At 36.1% G+C, this 20,821-nt stretch carries 17 protein-coding genes and 1 pseudogene; 16 read left to right on the forward strand and 2 right to left on the reverse strand.

What is annotated here, in order from left to right; genetic code table 11:
* Positions 1-120: 120 nt before the first annotated feature.
* The 16 genes and pseudogenes from DWZ63_RS14710 to DWZ63_RS14780 all read left to right on the forward strand — a co-directional run bounded on the left by DWZ63_RS14710 (position 121) and on the right by DWZ63_RS14780 (position 18,168).
* Complete coding sequence (locus DWZ63_RS14710) at positions 121-372, forward strand: type II toxin-antitoxin system prevent-host-death family antitoxin (RefSeq protein WP_055941581.1); 252 nt, start codon at positions 121-123, stop codon at positions 370-372.
* Positions 369-652, forward strand: a pseudogene (locus DWZ63_RS14715) (Txe/YoeB family addiction module toxin). The gene DWZ63_RS14710 and the pseudogene DWZ63_RS14715 overlap by 4 nt, the downstream one beginning before the upstream one ends.
* Before the next feature lie 24 nt (positions 653-676).
* The gene (locus DWZ63_RS16175; RefSeq protein WP_270393936.1) at positions 677-808 is read left to right on the forward strand and encodes a hypothetical protein; all 132 of its coding nucleotides are present in this window, start codon (positions 677-679) and stop codon (positions 806-808) included.
* 81 nt (positions 809-889) lie between these two features.
* On the forward strand, positions 890-1,687 hold the full coding sequence (locus tag DWZ63_RS14720; RefSeq protein ID WP_330672338.1) for an RNA polymerase sigma factor: 798 nt from the start codon (positions 890-892) through the stop codon (positions 1,685-1,687).
* Complete coding sequence (locus DWZ63_RS14725; protein WP_055941583.1) at positions 1,656-2,417, forward strand: hypothetical protein; 762 nt, start codon at positions 1,656-1,658, stop codon at positions 2,415-2,417. Before DWZ63_RS14720 ends, DWZ63_RS14725 begins: the two co-directional genes overlap by 32 nt.
* Positions 2,401-3,288 carry an ABC transporter ATP-binding protein gene (locus DWZ63_RS14730; protein WP_055941585.1) on the forward strand — a complete coding sequence of 296 codons (888 nt, stop codon included), beginning with the start codon at positions 2,401-2,403 and terminating at the stop codon, positions 3,286-3,288. Before DWZ63_RS14725 ends, DWZ63_RS14730 begins: the two co-directional genes overlap by 17 nt.
* Positions 3,275-4,486, forward strand: a complete 1,212-nt coding sequence (locus DWZ63_RS14735; protein WP_055942979.1) for an ABC transporter permease — start codon at positions 3,275-3,277, stop codon at positions 4,484-4,486. Before DWZ63_RS14730 ends, DWZ63_RS14735 begins: the two co-directional genes overlap by 14 nt.
* 266 nt (positions 4,487-4,752) lie before the next feature.
* The gene (locus DWZ63_RS14740; protein WP_022014238.1) at positions 4,753-5,211 is read left to right on the forward strand and encodes a ferritin-like domain-containing protein; all 459 of its coding nucleotides are present in this window, start codon (positions 4,753-4,755) and stop codon (positions 5,209-5,211) included.
* Positions 5,212-5,528: 317 nt separating this feature from the next.
* Positions 5,529-5,945, forward strand: a complete 417-nt coding sequence (locus DWZ63_RS14745) for a MarR family transcriptional regulator (protein ID WP_022014235.1) — start codon at positions 5,529-5,531, stop codon at positions 5,943-5,945.
* A gap of 181 nt (positions 5,946-6,126) precedes the next feature.
* On the forward strand, positions 6,127-9,741 hold the full coding sequence (locus DWZ63_RS14750; protein ID WP_182431549.1) for an AMP-binding protein: 3,615 nt from the start codon (positions 6,127-6,129) through the stop codon (positions 9,739-9,741).
* 114 nt (positions 9,742-9,855) lie between these two features.
* Complete coding sequence (nifJ, locus tag DWZ63_RS14755) at positions 9,856-13,419, forward strand: pyruvate:ferredoxin (flavodoxin) oxidoreductase (protein WP_055941590.1); 3,564 nt, start codon at positions 9,856-9,858, stop codon at positions 13,417-13,419.
* A 210-nt stretch (positions 13,420-13,629) separates the two neighbouring features.
* Complete coding sequence (locus tag DWZ63_RS14760) at positions 13,630-13,833, forward strand: hypothetical protein (RefSeq protein ID WP_118500294.1); 204 nt, start codon at positions 13,630-13,632, stop codon at positions 13,831-13,833.
* 447 nt (positions 13,834-14,280) lie between these two features.
* Positions 14,281-15,810: an MFS transporter gene (locus DWZ63_RS14765; RefSeq protein WP_055941592.1), complete on the forward strand. Its 1,530-nt coding sequence runs from the start codon at positions 14,281-14,283 to the stop codon at positions 15,808-15,810.
* Between the two features lie 35 nt (positions 15,811-15,845).
* Entirely contained in the window at positions 15,846-17,327 is a 1,482-nt protein-coding gene (locus tag DWZ63_RS14770) for a sodium-dependent transporter (protein WP_055941594.1), read from the forward strand.
* A 43-nt stretch (positions 17,328-17,370) separates the two neighbouring features.
* The gene (locus tag DWZ63_RS16050; protein WP_055941596.1) at positions 17,371-17,691 is read left to right on the forward strand and encodes a hypothetical protein; all 321 of its coding nucleotides are present in this window, start codon (positions 17,371-17,373) and stop codon (positions 17,689-17,691) included.
* A 33-nt stretch (positions 17,692-17,724) separates the two neighbouring features.
* On the forward strand, positions 17,725-18,168 hold the full coding sequence (locus tag DWZ63_RS14780; protein ID WP_055941599.1) for a GNAT family N-acetyltransferase: 444 nt from the start codon (positions 17,725-17,727) through the stop codon (positions 18,166-18,168).
* A 170-nt stretch (positions 18,169-18,338) separates the two neighbouring features.
* Here the strand turns inward: DWZ63_RS14780 and pnuC are convergent, their stop codons facing one another.
* Both pnuC and DWZ63_RS14790 read right to left on the reverse strand, forming a co-directional pair.
* On the reverse strand, positions 18,339-19,043 hold the full coding sequence (gene pnuC, locus DWZ63_RS14785) for a nicotinamide riboside transporter PnuC (RefSeq protein ID WP_055941602.1): 705 nt from the start codon (positions 19,041-19,043) through the stop codon (positions 18,339-18,341).
* Positions 19,044-19,082: 39 nt separating this feature from the next.
* Complete coding sequence (locus DWZ63_RS14790; protein ID WP_055941604.1) at positions 19,083-20,651, reverse strand: nucleotidyltransferase family protein; 1,569 nt, start codon at positions 20,649-20,651, stop codon at positions 19,083-19,085.
* Positions 20,652-20,821 lie beyond the last annotated feature (170 nt).

Here is a 20,821-nt window from a genome sequence, read left to right on the forward strand (position 1 = left end):
GGTGAAAAGTTCATGTTTAACTTGTACTTTTTCTTGACATAGGACCATATAATAATATGGTATGATAGTTGTACAAGAAATAGTACAATAAATTGAACAATACAGAAATGAGGGATAGAAATGATAGCAGTAAATTATTCAACAATCAGAAACAACTTAAAAGATTATTGTGACAAAGCTACAGATTTTCAGGAAACAGTGATTGTTACAAGGAAAAATGAAAAGAATATTGTTTTAATGAGCCTTGATAAGTATAATCAGCTTGAAAAAGCAGCGAGAAATAACGAATATCTTGCAATGCTTGACAGAGGAATTGCACAGTTGGAAGCAGGAAAAGGGCAGGAGCATGAGTTAATAGAGGTAGATGAATGAAAAAATTATGGTCGGATAGGGCGTGTGATGATTATCTTTATTGGCAGACACAAGATAAAAAACATTAAAACGAATCAATCAGTTTGTAAAATCAAGCGAGAGAGATGGATTGTCAGAGGGAATTGGCAAGCCTGAGTAGTTCAAACATAGAAAAGCGTGGAGCAGGCGAATTGATGACATGAACAGATTGGTTTACAACATAGATAAAAATGGATTTCTATGGATAATAGCATGTAAAGGACATTATGGAAGATTAGCACCTGAAAAGGTGCTTTTTTAGTGCAAAAAAACTCAGGGAGGGGATATGGTTGATTTTAACGATTATAAGATAGTTAATATATGCAACATTGCTAATATAGAAAGAGCAATTAAAGATGTGATTGACCCGGAACAAAATTACGGCGAGGGTGATGGCTTACGTACCAATGTGTCATAATGTGCTGATTCAATCGGCACTTACACAAAGCATTGCAGTAAAAGCAACGATAGAAATTGACACGGGATAAGCATACGAAAATTGGAGGAAAAAGACATTGAGCGGAAATTGAGGAAAAAAGAAATATTTTTTGAGAAAACAGATAGAAAGGTATTTAAAAGTATTGGTATAGTTGAGGCTGTTAGCTCGGACCGTTATAATAATAAAACATACTTTGAGATTGTTTTTAAAATAAAAAAACGATTTGGACTATCTTTTTATAGCTTTCAATCGTTATACCTTATAGAACGGGATAAATATTTTGAACTTCTAATAATGAGGAAGGGGGATTTTGTGTATAATGATTTTCTACTAATCAGGAAAATGAAGCAAGGTGATGATAATGCTTTTGATTTGTTTGTCCACAAATATTATCGAGAAATTTTAAGCTACTGTTATCATCATTGTTTCGATCAAACATATGCGGAGGATTTCACACAGGAAACCTTTATACGTTTTTTTTCAAAATTACCCGATTATCATTATAAAGGGAAAACACTGAATTATTTATATACGATAGCAGGTAACCTATGCAAAGATTATTTGAAGAAAACAAAGGAAACACTTCTGGAAGAAATTGAGCTTGTGGAAGAAAATCAAACGGAACAAATTTTGAATAGAGTTTTGATCGAACAGGCTTTAGAACAACTTCCAGATGAATCAAGAGAAGTAATTACTCTTTATTATTTTCAAGAACTAAAATTAACAGAAATTTCTGATACATTGCAAATTGGACTTCCACTTGTAAAGTATCGTTTGCAAAAAGCAAGGAAACAGTTGAGGGAACTTCTCGGGAAGGAGGAATTCGATGAATCAGAAAGAAAAGATAAAAAAATATAGGGAAAACATACAAGTGGAAGCTAGCGAAGAAAAGATACAGGAAACCATTTTTAAATCTAAAAATGCCTTTTTTATGGCAGAGCAAGAACGAATGCTTTTTTATCATGATTTTTTGTGGACACAGCTTCGTGTGATACAAAAAAGATGGTGGGTTCTTCAATTTATGATTTTAGTGGCATTATGGATTGCTTTAAGTTCTATCCATGATGAAATATATCTAAAAAGAAGTATGGGTGTTGTAGCCACGCTATTTGTTATCCTTATTATTCCGGAACTGTGGAAAAACAGGTCATGTGAATGTATGGAAATAGAAGCTGCTTCCTATTATTCATTAAAACAGGTATATGCTACACGTATGCTGTTATTTGGTTTTACAGATATATTTTTCATAACTGTATTTTTAGGAGTCGCTTCAGCAGGTTTGCATTATGAATTATTAGAATTAGTCGTCCAATTTCTTTTTCCACTTTGTGTAACGGCCTGTATCTGTTTTGGGATTTTATGCAGTAAACACGCTTTCAGTGAAACAGTTGCGATTGTTCTATGTGTGATATGGAGTGCAGTATGGCTTTTTATTGTTTTGAATGAAAATGTATATATCATGGTTACTGTTCCCATCTGGTCAGCACTGATGGGTGTAACAATACTTTTTATTGTTTTTGCGATATATCGTATTTTAAAGAATTGTAATCAATATTTGGAGGTGTCACTTGGTGAAATTAGAACTTGATGGTTTAACAAAAGAATTTGGAGATTTTACAGCAGTCAATCATATAAATCTTACTATGACAAATGGGGTATATGGTCTTTTAGGCGTAAATGGAGCAGGTAAAACAACTCTAATGAGAATGTTGTGTACCCTTTTAAAGCCAACAAGCGGAACGATATGCTGTAATGGAAAAGATATTTTCAACATGGACAGTGAATATCGCAAGCTGTTGGGGTATTTACCACAGGATTTTGGATTTTATCCTGAATTTACAGTAGAGGATTATTTACTTTATATTGCTGCATTGAAAGGAATCCGTCCTGTTGTCGCAAAAAAACGTGTGAAAGAGTTGATTTCTAAGGTTGGTCTTTCAAAAGCAGCTCATAAAAAAATGAAAAAATTATCTGGCGGTATGAAGCGTAGAGCCGGAATTGCACAGGCTATGTTGAATAATCCTAAGATTTTAATACTTGATGAACCAACAGCAGGACTTGATCCAAATGAAAGAATCCGGTTTCGTAATCTGATCAGCGAACTTTCAGAAGACAGACTGGTGTTATTATCGACACATATCGTTTCAGATATCGAGTATATTGCGAATGAAATCTGGTTGATGAAAGACGGGGAAGTTCTGCATAAAGGAAGTATTGAAGAACTGATAAATTCTATGACAGAAACAGTATGGGAATGTCTTGTGCCGAAAAACAGGGTATCTGATTTTATGGAAAAATATAAAATTTCCAATATGAAATCAGAAATAAATCAGATTATGCTGCGAATTATTTCTCACGAAAAACCGGTTGAGAATGCAATGCGTGTAGAAGCGTCACTGGAAGATGTATTTTTATATTATTTTGGAGAGAAAGCAGGTGATGAAAATGCTACGTTATGAAATCAAAAAAGTGTTTTCTAAATCAAAAAATAGAATTGCAGTCATAGTGTTATTCGTAGTACTTGCGATAACCAGTATATTAACGATTAACAGAGTGGAGTATGTTGATGAAAATGGGAATTCTTCTGTTGGAATTTCGGCTGCAAGATATTTAAGAGAAGCCAAAAACCAATGGTCAGGTTATTTAACAGCGGATACATTAAGCAAGGCATTGGAAGAGAACAGGACAATTAACAGTTCGAAAGAAGCATTGTCGGATGACATTACAGAACAAAATAAGGCATATGCAAAAAAGCAGGGCATAGCAGGTATTATGGATGTCATTATTTGTGCATTCAGCGATTACAGAGATTATAATTATTATGTAACGAATCAGGTTTCGGATGATGAAGTTGGAACGATCTATGAAAGAAGAATTTCTACTTTAAAAAATTGGCTTGAATCTGGAGAAGAAAGATTTACACAGGCAGAAAAAGATTTTATGATTCAGAAATATAAAGAACTGAAAACTCCCTTTTACTATAAATATATAGACGGTTGGGCTGCATTACTACAAAATATATCAACCTTTATTCTAGTGTTGGCATTAGTAATCGGTTTTCTGGTATCCGGGATATTTTCAGATGAATTTCAGACAAAAGCAGATTCAATTTTTTTCTCTGCACGATTTGGAAGAAGCAGAGGGATTTTCGCGAAGGTAGGAGCAGGTTTTTATATTACTACGGGATTTTATCTGATGTTTGTATTTCTATATACATTTATCGTACTTTTTGTATTAGGTGCAGACGGCGCAAGCTGTCCGATCCAGTTGGATTTGTGGAGAAGTGTTTATAATATTACTTTTTTACAGGCATATTTGTTTATTGTTCTGGGTGGATATATAGGAACGATATTTGCAGCTACACTCGCAATGTTGGCATCAGCGTTTACACACTCTACGCCAACTGCCGTTATTGTACCATTCATTGTGCTGTGTGTATTTCCATTTTTAAGCAGAATTATTACATTGCCTGGATTATGCTCTTTCTTTCCAGACCAGTTATTAGAAATTTATTTGGATATCAAAGAAGCTGGACTTATCACATTGGGAAGTAAAGTAACAACAATAGCAACTGTTATTGTTCCAGTATATGCAGTGGTATGCTTGATTTTTCAACCGATACTGTACAGGGTATACCAAAAGGTGGAGATAAAATAATTGAAACGATATGCAAGACGAAAAAAATTAAAGTACCCAGACGGTGATACTCCGGATTGCTTCATTGCTACGCAATTTTCGCAATCCTGCAAACACCGACATGAAGCAGATTTGCATATAAATATGTATTGCTATCTACTTTTGACCCTAACATAATATTATGCAGTAATGTTAAATATGAGCAGAATACATTAGTGCGTTGCATACATTTCTTTTAATTGCACATACTATTTTGGAACGAAAATAAAAAACAGGAGGATTTCAAAATGGTTTTAGAACAGAAAGAAATGGATGTTATAAAGGAATTGCAGACGCAGGAGAAAAGCTGTGTGGAGAAATACCGCAGATATAAGGAGCAGGCTTGCGATATGGAACTTAAAAATCTCTTTGGAAAGATTGAGAAACTTGAGCAGAAACATTATGACACACTTGGTAAGGTTCTTGAGGGAGAAGTGCCTGAGTGTAATTGTAACGATGATGACGGAAAAAATTATGAACCGCCGGTGACATATACACAGGCAGACAACAGCGAGGATAAAAAGACAGACTGTTTTTTGGTTACAGACTGTATCGGAACTGAAAAGATGGTTTCATCAGAGTACAATTCAAAAGTATTCCGCTTTGCAAATGCCGCACTCAGAAAACTTATGGCAGATATACAGATAGAAGAACAGAATCATGCGGAGATGCTTTATAAGTACAAGACTGCTAACGGCATGGCTTAAATCTGCCTGTGCAGACAGTTTTTTCACACTTTTTTATACTATTTCAGAATATTTTTATGGCTGCAAAAGAACTTTAGTATAGACATAAAGTGGATAATAGTGGTATTATTTCTGAAATACAAGTAAGATAATAAAGTAATATAGATGATGCAGAAGTAAAAGATTTTTTGTCTATTGCATTATAATAATCGGAAGACAGAGAAGATTTAGCTGTGGCTTACAGTGCATACTTTAATATAAGTAGTGGTATGAGTGTCAAGGGCTAAATTTTGCTCTGCATATCTTCCGATATAAAATTCTGAAAAATGAGGATGATTATGGAATTAGAGGACTTAGGAGAGCAGTTATATAATCTTTTGGCACAGGTATTAAACAGACCGGAAAACCGTGCTTTTTTCGACAGTATAAGAGGTGAGTATGGTGTTTTATGGTATCTGCTCACAAAAAAAGAAGCTGTCAGTGCGGGGGAATTAAAGGAAAAACTTCATGTTGTTCCGGGGAGAATGACGGATATACTCACGGCATTGGAGAAAAAGGGACTTATCATAAGACAGAAAAATAAAACAGATAAGAGAGTGGTTGATGTTGTACTCACAAAAGAGGGTGAAAAAGAAGCTGCCAGAAGAAGAAAAGAAATTCATGAGGAGTATCGTGGACTGTTTGAGATTTTGGGATATGATGATGCGAAGGAACTTATCAGGCTTTTGAAAATACTTCTTACCTACAAAAAATAATTTTTACTTAATGTTTCGTATTGCGAAATAAAATAAAAGGTGGTAGAATGTAATAAATTTCGCAATGCGAAATAATTCAGAAGATTTGCGGAAGTTTTATAAAATATGTTCACATTGTTCAATTAACCGTGCAGACACTCAGTTTCGCAAATGTCTGCAACACATTTTTGGGAGGAGTAGAATGATTACATTTAATAATACTAAAACTCTTTTGGAACTTGTAAAAAATATCGGAAAAGAATTTGAGAATAATGTTTTTTTACGGTATGAGAGAGATGACACGATATTTGAAAAAGGTTATGGAACTTTTTCCATGGACACAATGTCTGTAGCTGTTTATATTGAAGGGCAGAATAAAAAAGCAGGGCATAAGATTCATGCGGCAGTTCTTGGAAAATGCAGTTATGAATATCTCACGGTTCTTCTCGGAGTACCTTGTGGCGGCGGAGTTTCGATACCTATGGATGTGAAACTTACGGCACAGAAAATGGCTGAAAATCTTAAAAAAGCCGATACGGATATTTTATTCTATGACTATTCTTTTTCTTCTCAGGCAGATGAATTAAGGGAACTTTGTCCTTTTATAAAAAGGTTTATATGTCTCCAGACAAGGAAAAATTCACGCAATGTTCCTATTATGCACAAGGTTTTCAGGGGCGAAACTGTTAAAGAAAAGATAAATCCTGATATGTGTGCCATGATTATTTTTACTTCGGGAACTATGGGACATGGCAAAGGGGTTATGCTTTCTCATGCAAATCTTATTGACAATATGTTCTGTACCGATGATGCAAAAGAGGTATGCTTAAATGTTCTTCCTATTCATCATATATTCTGTATAAGCAGTGATGTGCTTCTTGCTCTGCGTTATGGAAGTACGCTGTGTATCTGTGATGATATGTCAAAAATCCTTTATTACATAAAATTGTTTCAGCCGACAGTCATTCGTGTTGTACCGATGATAGCAAAAATGTTCGTAAACCGTATTGCAATACTCAGAAAAAAGAATCCTGAAAGAAGTATAGTGGAAATAAAAGAGGAAGTTCTTGGAAAGCGTCTTAACCGTCTTGTAAGTGGAGGAGGTTATCTGTCAGAAACATTGTCAGATGCACTGTTAAACTTCGGAATAGTGACAGGACAGGGATATGGAATGTCTGAGTGTTCGCCTAAAATATCAGTACCCGATTATACACGCAGAGATAAAATGGCATCAGTAGGTCATCTTGTGACAGGATGCCATGTCCGTATAGTTGACGGGGAGATACAGGTTAAGAGCCCGTCTGTCATGATGGGATATTATAATGATGAGGAGCTTACAAAAGAAGCGATTACTGAGGATGGATGGCTTTGTACCGGAGATCTCGGATATGTTGATGATGAGGATTTTTTGTATTTAAATGGCCGAAAGAAAAATCTTATAATACTTAGCAATGGAGAAAATGTTTCTCCGGAGATGATAGAAAATTATTTTGATGAGGACAGGCTTGTTCAGGATATTATCGTCTATGGAAAGGATGATATTATAGCGGCAGAGATTTATCCAAACTATGAATATGCACAGGTAAATGGTATTACGGATATTGAAACTGCCATAAATATTCTGGTTAAAAAACATAATGAGCAGTTGCCGTCATATTCGAGGATTGCGGATGTGACAGTGAGAAAAACTGCATTTGAAAAAACATCCTCAAACAAGATAATAAGAAAAGTTTATTTTGATGAGAAAGAGGAAAGTAATAAGAAAAAGATAAACAGCACAAAGGCTGAAACAAAAATTCAGAGACAGTTATATGACATGATAGCCGAACAGATAGGCAACACTGAGTTTGGAATAAATGACAATTTTTATGATTGTGGTCTTGATTCACTTGGAAGTTCGATTCTTATTACGGAACTGTCAGAGAAAATAAATGTCAACATAACGCTTGCTGAACTTATGGAAAATGCAGATATATTAAAACTTGAAGCACTTATTAAAAGCAAGACAAAACAGAAAAAAACTATTGATGAAGATGCAGAAAATAAAACAGTTAAAGAGATATATCCGCTTACTGCCATGCAGAAATATTTCGCATATATAATACCTGACAATACAACGGGAAATCTACCGTTTGTATTCAGAATGGATAAAACTGTTGAGACGTACAGACTTATAAAGGCTATAGGCATTGTTCTTGATGCACATCCGTCACTTAAAGCCATTGTCAAGCCGACAGAGCAGAAATATTATGCAATATATAGGGATGATAATAGAAATATAGATATTGGAGTAGAAAAAATTCAAGATAAAGATGCCGAAAAGAAAATGCAGGAGCTTATTGTTCCGTTTAGGTACAGAGAAAATGACAATCTTGTGCATATCCATGTGTTTGAGGGGGAAAAGTTTAATTATATGTTCTTCGATGTTGCACATTTTATGGGGGACGGAGTTAGTATGAATATCCTTATGGAGGATCTCTGTGCCGCTTACAAAGGCGAAAAAGTGGAAAAAGAAAAATATACAACTTTTGATTATATTACTGAGGAACAAAAAAGAATTGAAAACGGAGTGCGTGACAGGGATATAAAATATGTGGATACTTTGATGTCAGGAATAAAATTAAAAAGAAGTATTCTTAATAAAACAAAATGCGAAGAACTGTCAGAGGGTGTGTATGGTGTTATAAGAAAGCGTTTTGATAAACTTCCGAGAAAACAGGTGCTTTATTATGGAAAAAAGCATGGTGTCTCTGAGAACGCATTGTTTATCGCTGCATTTAATTATTGCATAAGTATGTATTCAGATGAGGATGAAGTTTTTGTAAATTCAATACATTCAGGCAGAACTGATAGCAGGTGGAACCGTATTGTTGGACCGTTATTTGAGACATATTATTGCAAGTATGACAAAGTTTCGCATGAAAAAGTTGAAAAACTATTAAAAAGAACTGGCAAACAGATAATGGAAACAATGAAATGTCTTACAAGCTGTCCGAGACAGGGTGAGATGTTTTTACAGTTTCAGGGAGATATTCTTGAGACACCTCAGATTGGAGGAGAAAATACGGAGAGGATGCATGTGCAGCTGGATTCACTTCCTTTTCATCTTCAGGTAATGTACGATGACAAAGGTTATTATGCTGAACTTCGATTTTGGGAAAATCGTTTTGATAAAAAACTTCTTGAAATATTCCTTGATGTTTTTGAGAGTATTTTATTTGCCATGCTTGATGAGACTTCCGTAAGATGTTTAAAGGAGCATCTTCCACAGGAGGTTTATCCTAAACACTATTATGTAAATGTTTCTAAATTAAATAAGGCAGCAGGAAGTAAGATTATTTCAGAAGAACAGTCCGATGAACCGATAAAGGTTTATGTGCTTGATGATGACTATTTAAAGAAACCTTATGGTGCATGGGGAAAGGTCTATATAATGGACTACGAGCCAATAAATTGTGCAAAGACAGTACAGTACCCATATGGAGAGGGCACTTTGTATGATACTGGGGTTATAGGGCGTATTCTTCCTGACGGAACGATTGATTTTCTTGAAAATGCAGGCAGGACAGTGCTCACTGACGGTATTCACGGAAGAAAATATTATGACCTTAAACTCTTAGAAAAATATATTCTTGAGTACGGTGGAGTAAAAGATGCAGAGTGTTATCTTGCATATGACCCTGAAATAAATGAGATGTCACTTTATGCGGATATAAAAACAGATAGTGCACAGATTGATATTGCAGGCTTGAAAGAGTTTGTCAGGGATAAAGCAGGAGACGATGTTTTTTTAAAAAATGTAGAAATCGTACAATAAATCTGACAAAATTTCGACATTTTACCTTAAAAATTCGACTTCAATTCTTTACTTTTTTTCTCATTAGTGTTAAGATAATGAGAAGAATTTAATAATAAGGAGGAAATTATAAAGATGGCTAGAGCTAAACAGTCAATGGATGGTAATACAGCCGCAGCTCATGTAGCATATGCCTACACAGAAGTAGCTGGTATCTATCCTATCACACCTTCAAGCCCAATGGCTGACTCAGTTGATCAGTGGTCAGCAGCAGGACAGAAGAATATTTTTGGAAACACAGTTAAAGTTGTAGAGATGGAGTCTGAGGCAGGTGCCGCAGGTACAGTACATGGTTCACTTGCAGCAGGTGCACTTACTACTACATTTACAGCTTCACAGGGTCTTCTTCTTATGATCCCTAATATGTATAAGATTGCCGGTGAGCAGTTACCTTGTGTATTTGATGTGTCTGCACGTACAGTATCATCACATGCATTAAATATTTTTGGTGATCATAGTGATGTTTATGCCTGTCGTCAGACTGGTTTCGCTATGTTAGCTGAGACAAATCCACAGGAAGTTATGGATTTAAGCCCGGTTGCACATCTTGCATCAATCGAGGGAAAAGTTCCTTTCATTAACTTCTTTGATGGTTTCCGTACATCTCACGAGATTCAGAAGATTGAAAAATGGGACTACGAAGATCTTAAAGAAATGTGTAACATGGATGCAGTTGCAGAGTTCAGAGCACACGCACTTAACCCTGAGCATCCGGCATCTCGTGGTTCACATGAGAACGGTGATGTATTCTTCCAGCATCGTGAGGCTTGTAACAAAGCATACAACGAGTTACCTGCTGTTGTAGAGAAATACATGAAGAAGATCAATGATAAGCTCGGAACAGATTACGACTTATTTAACTACTATGGTGCAGCAGATGCTGACCGTGTTATCGTAGCTATGGGTTCTATCTGTGACGTTGCAGAAGAAGTTATCGACTACCTTACAGCTAAGGGAGAAAAAGTTGGTCTTATCAAAGTTCGTTTATACCGTCCTTGGGTATCAGACAGCCTTCTTAAAGTTCTTCCTAAGACAGTTAAGAAGATTGCCGTACTTGACCGTACAAAAGAGCCTGGTGCACTCGGAGATCCGTTATACCTCGATGTAGCAGTTACACTTCGTGAAGCAGGTCTTAATGATATCGTGCTTACAGGTGGACGTTATGGTCTTGGTTCTAAGGATACACCACCTTCATCAGTATTCGCTGTATATAAAGAACTTGAAAAAGATGATCCTAAGTCACGCTTCACTATAGGTATCGTTGATGATGTTACAAACTTAAGCTTACCAGAAGTTAAGCCAGCTCCTATCACATCAGCACCTGGTACAAAAGAGTGTAAGTTCTGGGGTCTTGGTGGAGACGGTACAGTTGGTGCCAACAAGAACTCTACAAAGATTATCGGTGACCACACAGATAAGTATATCCAGGCATACTTCCAGTATGACTCAAAGAAGACTGGTGGTGTTACAATTTCTCACCTTCGTTTTGGTGACAACCCTATCAGAAGCCCATATTACATCAATCAGGCTGACTTCGTAGCTTGTCACAATCCTGCATATGTAACACAGGGAATGAAGATGGTTCAGGATGTTAAGCCGGGCGGAGTATTCATGATTAACTGCCAGTGGTCAGATGATGAATTAGATAAGCATCTTAATGCTGAAGCTAAGAAATATATCGCTGACAACAACATCCAGCTTTATACTATCAACGCTATCGACAAGGCTATCGAAATCGGTATGGGTAAACGTACAAACACTATCCTTCAGTCTGCATTCTTCAAATTAGCAGATGTTATGCCTATCGATGACGCTATCGAGTTCATGAAAGCTGCTGCAAAGAAATCTTACTCTAAGAAGGGTGATGCAGTCGTAGAGATGAACTACAAGGCTATTGATGCCGGTGTAGACGCAGTACACAAAGTTGAAGTTCCAGATTCTTGGAAGAATCCGACTCCTGATGCTGCTGCAAAAGAAATCACAGGTCGTCCTGAGGTTGTTAAGATGGTTAAAGATCTTCTTGAGCCAATCTCTAAGATGGATGGAGACAGCCTTCCTGTTTCAGCATTCATTGACAATCCTGACGGACAGTTCGAGACAGGTGCTTCTGCATACGAGAAACGTGGTACAGCCGTAACAGTTCCTACATGGGATCCTGAGACTTGTATCCAGTGTAACAACTGTGCGTTCGTATGTTCACATGCTACAATACGTCCATTCTTACTTTCAGAGGACGAAGTTAAGGCAGCACCTTCAAATATCAAGCTTTCTGATACTAAGCCAAAGGCTGGAGAGTACAAGTTCACTATGAGCGTATCTCCACTTGACTGTATGGGATGTGGTGAGTGTATCACAGTATGTCCTAAGGCTTCTGAGGGAGCTATCAAGATGGTTCCACAGGCAGAGGAAGCAGATGAGCAGCCGGTATTTGATTACTTAGTTGCAAATGTAGGAAAGAAAGACAGCGGATTTGCTGACACAACACCTAAGGGAAGCCAGTTCAACCAGCCACTCCTTGAGTTCTCTGGTTCATGTGCAGGTTGTGCAGAGACATCTTACGCTCGTCTTATTACACAGTTGTTTGGTGAGCAGATGTATATCTCAAATGCAACAGGATGTTCTTCTATCTGGGGTAACCCTGCTGCTACAGCACCATACACAGTAAATAAAGATACAAAGAAAGGACCAGCTTGGTCTAACTCATTGTTCGAGGACAATGCAGAGCACGGTCTTGGTATGTATGTAGGTCAGAAGTACCTTCGTGACCAGGCTATCGAGTCTGTTAAGGCTTGTGCAGCATCTGACAAGGCTTCAGCAGAATTTAAGGCTGTTGTAGACAAGTTCCTTGAGACAAAAGATGATACAAAGGCAAATGTTGAGCCAACAAATGCTCTTATCGCTGAATTAGAGAAAGCCGCTGCAGCAGGATGCCCTGATGCAAAAGCAGCTCTTGACAAGAAAGATTATCTTGGAAAGAAATCTGTATGGATCTTCGGTGGTGACGGTTGGGCTTATGATATCGGTTTCGGTGGTCTTGACCATGTACTTGCTTCAGGCGAGAATGTAAATGTAATGGTATTTGATACAGAGATGTATTCTAATACAGGTGGACAGGCTTCTAAGGCTTCAAACATCGGTGAAGTTTGTCAGTTCGCTGCAGCCGGTAAAGAAATCGGTAAGAAGAGTCTTGCTGAGATCGCTATGAGCTATGGTTATGTATATGTTGCTCAGATTGCACTTGGTGCAAATCCTGCACAGGCTGTTAAGGCTATCGCAGAGGCTGAGGCTTATCCGGGACCATCACTTATCATCGGATATGCTCCTTGTGAGCTCCACGGAATCGCTAAGGGTGGAATGAACCACTGCCAGGATGAGATGAAGAAAGCTGTTAAGGCTGGTTACTGGAACCTCTTCTCATTCAACCCTGCAAACAAAGCAGATGGTAAGAATCCATTTACATTCACTTCAGAGAAGGGTGTAAGCTTCGATGATTACCAGGCATTCCTTAACAACGAGGCTCGTTATACTCGTCTTGTTAAGCCATTCCCAGAGCGTGCTGAGAGACTCTTCAAGGAATCTGAGGAAGCTGCAAAGGCTCGTTATGAGCACTTACAGAAATTAGTTGAACTTTACAAATAAAGCGAGCTTGAAAAGCGAGCGATACTTCTTGAACGAAGTTCAAGAAGGGATTTTTGCTTGAAAAGTATTTTCGGTAAATATTTGTACAACTAAATAAATATAAAATTTTGGAAGCACCGCGAGAGCGGTGCTTCTTTTTGAAAAACAAATACAATTAAAGTAGTAGATATTTGGAATAAATCGGGATTTGTTAGAAATGGATATATTATTATGGAAATAAAAAAAGCGGAAATTAAAGATTTGAATATTGTTGTTAAGTTAAAAATGGATATGTTTACAGAAGTAGGTTCAATAGCTTTGCTGCAGGATAATGCAGAAGAACTACTACAATGGTTGAAAATTAAAGGCGTTCATAATATAAAACTAAAACCTTCGGCAGTAGGAAAGCGTTTATATGAGAAGTTTGGTTTTTAAGATTCCGGAGAAATGGAATTATGGATTTAATATTTAATTGTTGTCAGATTAATTAACAAAATAATTACGGTTTATTGAGAAAAAATTGAAAATTATGGCATAGAATGATGAAAGCCTGCCGAGGTATTAGAGCGAGTGAACTGAAGGAAAGTGAGATTCAGAAATGGGAGCAGAAATGCTGGCAAGTCCTTAAAGATTGAGTGGCAAGGAAACTGAAGTGGTTTTGCCGGCTTTATTCTGTTTATTTTTCAAAGAGTTTGTTCAATTCTGAATTGTTCAACAAATAATGGGAGATACTTATATTAGATTAGAGATATGACTTTTAAGGTTAAAATATCTTTTGAACTATATATTAAAGATATAAAGGGATAGGCATAATATAATAAAAATGTATAAATGTTATATTTGTAAATATATGAAGATGTTTTGATGTAAAAGAGGAATGATATGCCACTGGAAAAAAATATCAGTAATAATATTAAGGGTAAAAAGAAAAAAATATCAAAGAATAAGATTTTTATAATATTGATGGTCGTTGGCTGTATGATGGGGTCGTTTTCGCATACAGCATTTTCTTCAATATTTGAGTTGATAATGAAGCAGTTTTCATTGTCAGCAGGTGAAGCCCAACTCATGACAAGTATATATTCAATGACAATAGGCATCACAACGATATTATCTGTTTTTCTAACAAAAAATATCAACAGGAAAGTGTTATTTCTAGGTGCAATGTTTGTATTTGGGAGTGGGGTATTATTTACTGCGATAAGTTTTAATTATGTATTGATATTAACAGGCAGAGTATTTCAGGCAATAGGAAGTGGTATTATCCTTACATTGTCACAAGTAGTTCTGCTTAGTTCGTTTTCAAAACAAAAGACAGGGCTTGTAATGGGAATTTATGGATTTATGCTAAACTTATCATCGGCACTTGCACCTGTTATCACGATAATGCTTGTTAAAAAAATATCGTGGCAGACAATAATGTGGTGGATATTGATAATGTCTGTATTTGTGATTTTTTTGACATGGTTTAAATGTCATAGGAGGAAAAAAACACATTACGAAAATTACGATGAAAAAGAAAATATAAATTTATATAGCTGTGAAAAAAGTAAAATGTCGGCAAATTGTACTCTGGAAAATTGTTCAGGCAAACAGGATTTGAAAGAAAATAAGTTTTTTAAGCAGACAAATTTGACAGGCAATTTTTGTCGTTATTTTAATTCTTTACGACTGTTTTTATATCAAAAAATAATAGGATTATTTAAAAATTTTGATATAATATCTTTTTTGTTTAGCAGTATTTCGGTAATATTTCTTATGCTTGCCTGTATGTCGATAAGGGATATATCGGTAAAAGATATAAATTACTGGCAGAAAAATCTGACAGCGGATGAGTTTGTAAAGATAAGTGAATATGCGATTTTAAAGGTCGTACTTTATAGTTGTATATCGATAGTGTTTATTTTAATTTTTATAAGTCGGCAAAAGAAAATGAAAAATCCATATATCAGGCTGGAGTTATTTAAAAATAAAAGGTTTATGGCGGTTGTAGTGACAAGTATATTTATTTATGGTATCATGATGGGTACGGCATTGTGGTTCCCGGTTTATATAAACAGAATGACCGGAGCAGGCATGGAAAGAGCCGGTTATATAATGCTTCCGGGTGCTGTCATCATGGCAGTATCAAGTGTACTTGGCGGCTGGCTGTACCAGAAATATGGTATAAGGCTTTTATATGCGATCAGTATATGCTCGTTTATATTGGCATTTATTACGAGAAATGTTGTTCCGATATGGGTAATGTATTCATTTCGTTCAATCGGTATCGGAGCAATAATGATGCCTATGACTGCATGGGGAATGAAAGAGATTAAAAAAGAGTATTATTCAGATGGAACAGCGATAATATGCAGTCTTAGAACCATTGCAGGTGCACTGGGAACAGCAATAGCGTCAATTTTAGTTTAATGCTATAAAGCATCAAAATAAAATGGAGGAAGAAAATGCAAAATGAAGTAAAAGAGAGAGAAAAATTTGGCTCGCGTCTTGGATTTATCCTTGTATCGGCGGGATGCGCAGTCGGACTTGGAAATGTATGGAAGTTTCCGTACATATGTGGAGAAAACGGTGGAGCTGCATTTGTATTGATATATCTGGTGTTTCTTGCAATGCTGGGATTTCCAATATTGTGTGCAGAGTTTGCAATAGGACGAGGAAGTGGTAAAGGTGCGGCAAGGGCATTTGAAGTTCTTGAGAGTAAAGGAAGTAAATGGCACTATTTTAAATGGGTTTCAGTAGTAGGAAGTTATATTTTAATGGCATTTTATACAATGGTTGCAGGCTGGATGCTGTATTATGCATGGCTCGAAGCATCGGGAAAAATGACAGGGCTTGATTCAGAAAAAGTTTCTGCAAAGTTTGCGTCAATGCTTGGCAATCCGGGAAATATGACAATATGGACAATCGTGGCAGTTGTGCTTTCTTTTGGAGTCTGTGTGCTGGGACTTCAGAATGGCATTGAGAAAGTTACAAAGGTAATGATGTCACTGCTTATAATACTTATTATCGTATTGGCGGTACACTCCGTTGTACTTCCAAATGCGTCAAGCGGAATAAAATTTTATATGGTTCCAACTTTCGATACAATAAGATCCAGAGGACTAGGACCGGTCATATTTGATGCCATGACACATGCGTTTTTTACTCTTAGTGTAGGTATCGGTGCCATGGAGATATTTGGAAGTTATCTGAAAAAGGACAGGACGATAGGCGGCGAAGCAGTAAATATCGTTGTACTTGATACATTTGTTGCACTCATGGCAGGCTTTATAATCATACCGGCGTGTTTTGCATATGGAGTTCAGCCGGATGCAGGTCCATCACTTCTTTTCAAAACATTGCCTAATGTATTTAATCATATGGCAGGTGGAAGAATATGGGGAACAGCATTCTTTGTATTTATGTCATTTGCCGCACTGTCTACGGTTATTGCAGTTTTTGAGAATATAATATCATTTTACATAGATTTAAAAGGATATTCGAGAAAGAAAGTAGTCGGATGGAATATAGTATTTATGACATTACTTTCACTTCCCGCCGTATTTGGATTTAACAAACTTGCAGGATTTCAGCCACTTGGACCGGGAAGTTCAATAATGGATCTTGAGGATTTCCTTGTATCGTATAATCTTTTGCCGCTTGGGAGTATGATATTTGTACTTTTCTGCACCAAAAAGAATGGCTGGGGCTGGAAAGGATTTCATGCGGAAACCAACATTGGAAAGGGAATGAGATATCCTGACGGGATCAGATTTTATATGTCATACATTCTTCCCGCTGTAATAGTTGTAATATACTTAAAGGGATACTATGACACATTTGCGAAGCTTGGAACAGGATATCTTATAGGCTGGATGGTATTTGCTTGTGTTTTGCTTATGGCAATATTTGGTATTGTAAATTATAGGAAGAAGGATAGCAGGTAGAATACATATTACATGAATTTTAAATTTTAAGGAGAGATACGATATGGAGCATAGAGTGAAAGTTACTGTTTTGGATAAAAAATTATTTCCGGAATTACAGGCACAATATTGTGCAGTACCCGACAGTGGGAAATGTCCTTGTTACAATGTTGGAGATGAATTTATGTTTTATCGCAACGATGAGCGTGATGACTATTGGCATATGGGAGCAGGCACACTGATAAAAAGCGGAAAAACGGATGAAGGGGTATTACTTTCTCCGGGAACAATGCATTGTGGAACAGATGGAGTTCCATTTTGTTCAGAAGCGTGGGATGCTTCTTGTCCGAAGGGCAAGAAGATGGGCTATAGAATAAAATTGTAGATTAATAACTTCCAGTTTGACGGAGTAGTGGATATGATAATTCGAGAAGTAAATGAAAATAAAAAGCAGTTTATATCATTATTGTTATTAGCTGATGAACAGGAAAATATGATTGATCGCTATCTTGAAAAGGGTACTATGTATGTACTTGAAGATGGTAATGTAAAAGCTGAATGTGTCGTTACTGATGAAGATAATGGAATACTTGAAATTAAAAATATCGCAGTTGATCCAAAGAACCAAGGAAATGGCTATGGTAAAGCTCTGATAGACTTCCTTGCAGAAAAATATGCAGAAGAATATTCTATTTTGCAGGTTGGAACAGGTGACAGTCCATTGACAATACCATTTTATGAAAAATGTGGATTTATCCGTTCTCACAAGATTCCCAATTTCTTTACCGATAATTATAATCACCCAATCTATGAGGGCGGTGTACAGTTAATAGATATGGTATATTTGCAAAGATATTTATGAATTTAACATTCCTTTTGCAATATATTATGGCCCATTAAAACCGAAAGCATAAGATTAAAAAGAGTGTAAAAAGTGATGTTACCATCAAATTTAACACTATCAGGCAGCAAAGCGGATTGTGAATATCCACTTGACTAATAATTATTCTGCTAAACAACAGGTGAAATGTATCACTGGCATATTTCACCTGTTGTCTGTCGTTTATGCATTTTTTGCCAGTTTATGAATCCGTAAATATCATTTAACAAAAATACTGCAAAGCAGACGACCACAGAAACATATGTAATATTTGTTTTTGCGGCAATGCTCCAAAGTACGATAAGCACAAGGTCGTTTGCGGCATATGCAACTGCATAAAAAGGGCTTCTTTTTGTTGTCAGATAAATTGCAAGAAAACTTGTTGTGACTGAAAATGTACTCGGAATAAGATTTGCCGTATTAAAATAATCCAATATAAAATAAAAAACAAAGGTTACAATAACGGTCAGGATTATCATAGGTATAATATCCTTCAACTTAAGATGTTTCACTTCGACTTCTGATTTATTGCCTTCATAAGGATTTTTAAGCCATGTGATCATTGAAAACAAAGCTATTGGTGCAGTCATGCCAAGATAAGTTATCATTTCGCCGTAATATGCATATGAAAATGAAATAATTCCATAAAGTAAACTGAATATGATTATGAGAAATTGTCCAAACGGATTTCCTTTTGCACAAAATATAAGTGATGTAACACCGATGAGTGATGCTATAAGTGACAGTGTATTGTCACCTTTAAAAAGAATAAATGATATCAATATTGTGAGTATTGAACCTATCCATAATAATAATTCTTTCTTTGTAAAATAGTCTGACATATTTTTTAATAACATTATCGTTACCTCCAGTGTGTATTTCTTTATTTACTTCAGTCAATGCAAAATATAAACTCCTGCGCGATATTCATCGGGAACATGGTTGTGAGTGCAGAAACGATACAAATCTGCTGCAAACAGGTCATATTTAAACATTTTTTGAAGCTGTTTCATATATTGTAAGTGCTGTTTGTCTGTTATAGATACGGCGTTATTGCCGTTACTTTCATTTGCTTGTGCAGGCTTTTTGGAAAACACATTGTCAGTTTGGAATTGTGACAGAAATCTTTCAAAGCTTTTGTCTGCATCAGCAACTTTTGTGATAAGAGGAATATTTTTTATATTGCGAAGAAGTCCGCTTTTGTTTTTGTTCATTCCTAAAAGTCTGGCATATGCTAAAGTCGGCATAAAAACCGTAATATTTTTATCATGCTCATCAGCCTGTGAATTTTTTGTAAGCGGTTTATCTCTGTTAGGATAAAGCTTAGTTATAAACAGCTCTATGTCTTCTTTTTTTATATCAAGCAGAATATGTGTAAGCACTCTTGTGATGCGTGTGTGTGTATATTGCTTTGTCTTTAAGATGTCTGCAAAGTTGTCAAAGCCTTTGTAATGTGGCAGATTATTATATATTCTGTCGGATAATTCGGGAGAAATATCACTATAAATTCCTAACGGCATATCTTCTTTTTTTAATGATAAGAGCTTAAAATACAGCATATCAGAGAAAAGGGGGTTGTCGGCAGGAAATCGTGTAAGATTATTTTTTAAAATATTTATGACAGGTTCAGGCACATGCGTAGTGATAGTAGTTAAAGCTGCTTCTTTTTTATTTATATCTGAAAAAAAGTTTAACTTTTCAAATGATGTTCTTATTGCAGATGCTGAACTGAATTTGTTATTTTCTTTATCAGACAAATATATTTCTTTTTTAGAGTCAGGACTGCAGCAAACATTTTTGTTTGTATTTTGCATATTTCTGTTTGGGATTAAATTACAGGTGTTGTCTGAAAGAGTGGGAGTACTATCAAGGCTTGTCGAATGATAACCATTGTCAATCCTTTTTATCGTAACGGGTTTGATATGGCTTCCTATTCTTTTTAGTGCTTTTATATACTCGATTCCTAATATGTTGTTTGGCTGTTTTAAAAGTGTTGGGAGGATATCACGATATTGGGGCATATGCTGTTTTAGATATTCCTCTCGTGCGACAGGAAATGATATCCCTTTTTTCAAGTATATTTCAAGTTCTTTAATATAATCATTGCTATTTAATATAGAAGAAATCTTTTCAAGTATTTCAAGATTTCCTTCTTCACTGCCAAAACAGATTTCATCGACAAAACCGAGAGAGTCAAGGAGTGCTACAGAGCCAAGGGCAAAAGTTTCAGCACTTGCACATGCAAAAACAGTTGGAAGTTCAAAGACAAAGTCAGCACCACAATCTATTGCCATTTTTGTGCGGAGATATTTATCTGTCCACGCAACGCCGCCACGCTGGACAAAATTGCCGCTCATTACGACAACAACATTGTCAGCACCAAGCTGTTTTTTTGTCTGTTCTATCTGGTATTTATGTCCGTTGTGGAACGGATTATATTCAGCAACTATTCCTATTGTTTTCAATGTTAATCGCTCCTTTTTAAGTGATGTTTTATAAAATTGAAGAGAGAACCCATTACCATTAGGTGATGAGTGACTCTTGCAAAAACAAAGTGGGGATTTGCGAGTGTGCTTGCGGTATTAAATTATAATCACATTTATAGTGTGCCACTAAGTTTACCATAATATTAAAT

It is taken from the genome of Clostridium sp. AF34-13 (assembly GCF_003477845.1).
Taxonomy (GTDB): domain Bacteria; phylum Bacillota; class Clostridia; order Lachnospirales; family Lachnospiraceae; genus Butyribacter; species Butyribacter intestini.

What these genes read in the sequence shown, in the direction of transcription:
- DWZ63_RS14710 (WP_055941581.1), top strand. Translation starts at nt 121, where the DNA reads ATGATAGCAGTAAATTATTCAACAATCAGAAACAACTTAAAAGATTAT.
- DWZ63_RS16175 (WP_270393936.1), top strand. Translation starts at nt 677, where the DNA reads ATGGTTGATTTTAACGATTATAAGATAGTTAATATATGCAACATTGCT.
- DWZ63_RS14725 (WP_055941583.1), top strand. Translation starts at nt 1,656, where the DNA reads ATGAATCAGAAAGAAAAGATAAAAAAATATAGGGAAAACATACAAGTG.
- DWZ63_RS14735 (WP_055942979.1), top strand. Translation starts at nt 3,275, where the DNA reads ATGCTACGTTATGAAATCAAAAAAGTGTTTTCTAAATCAAAAAATAGA.
- DWZ63_RS14740 (WP_022014238.1), top strand. Translation starts at nt 4,753, where the DNA reads ATGGTTTTAGAACAGAAAGAAATGGATGTTATAAAGGAATTGCAGACG.
- DWZ63_RS14745 (WP_022014235.1), top strand. Translation starts at nt 5,529, where the DNA reads ATGGAATTAGAGGACTTAGGAGAGCAGTTATATAATCTTTTGGCACAG.
- DWZ63_RS14750 (WP_182431549.1), top strand. Translation starts at nt 6,127, where the DNA reads ATGATTACATTTAATAATACTAAAACTCTTTTGGAACTTGTAAAAAAT.
- nifJ (WP_055941590.1), top strand. Translation starts at nt 9,856, where the DNA reads ATGGCTAGAGCTAAACAGTCAATGGATGGTAATACAGCCGCAGCTCAT.
- DWZ63_RS14760 (WP_118500294.1), top strand. Translation starts at nt 13,630, where the DNA reads ATGGAAATAAAAAAAGCGGAAATTAAAGATTTGAATATTGTTGTTAAG.
- DWZ63_RS14765 (WP_055941592.1), top strand. Translation starts at nt 14,281, where the DNA reads ATGCCACTGGAAAAAAATATCAGTAATAATATTAAGGGTAAAAAGAAA.
- DWZ63_RS14770 (WP_055941594.1), top strand. Translation starts at nt 15,846, where the DNA reads ATGCAAAATGAAGTAAAAGAGAGAGAAAAATTTGGCTCGCGTCTTGGA.
- DWZ63_RS16050 (WP_055941596.1), top strand. Translation starts at nt 17,371, where the DNA reads ATGGAGCATAGAGTGAAAGTTACTGTTTTGGATAAAAAATTATTTCCG.
- DWZ63_RS14780 (WP_055941599.1), top strand. Translation starts at nt 17,725, where the DNA reads ATGATAATTCGAGAAGTAAATGAAAATAAAAAGCAGTTTATATCATTA.
- pnuC (WP_055941602.1), bottom strand. Translation starts at nt 19,043, where the DNA reads ATGTTATTAAAAAATATGTCAGACTATTTTACAAAGAAAGAATTATTA.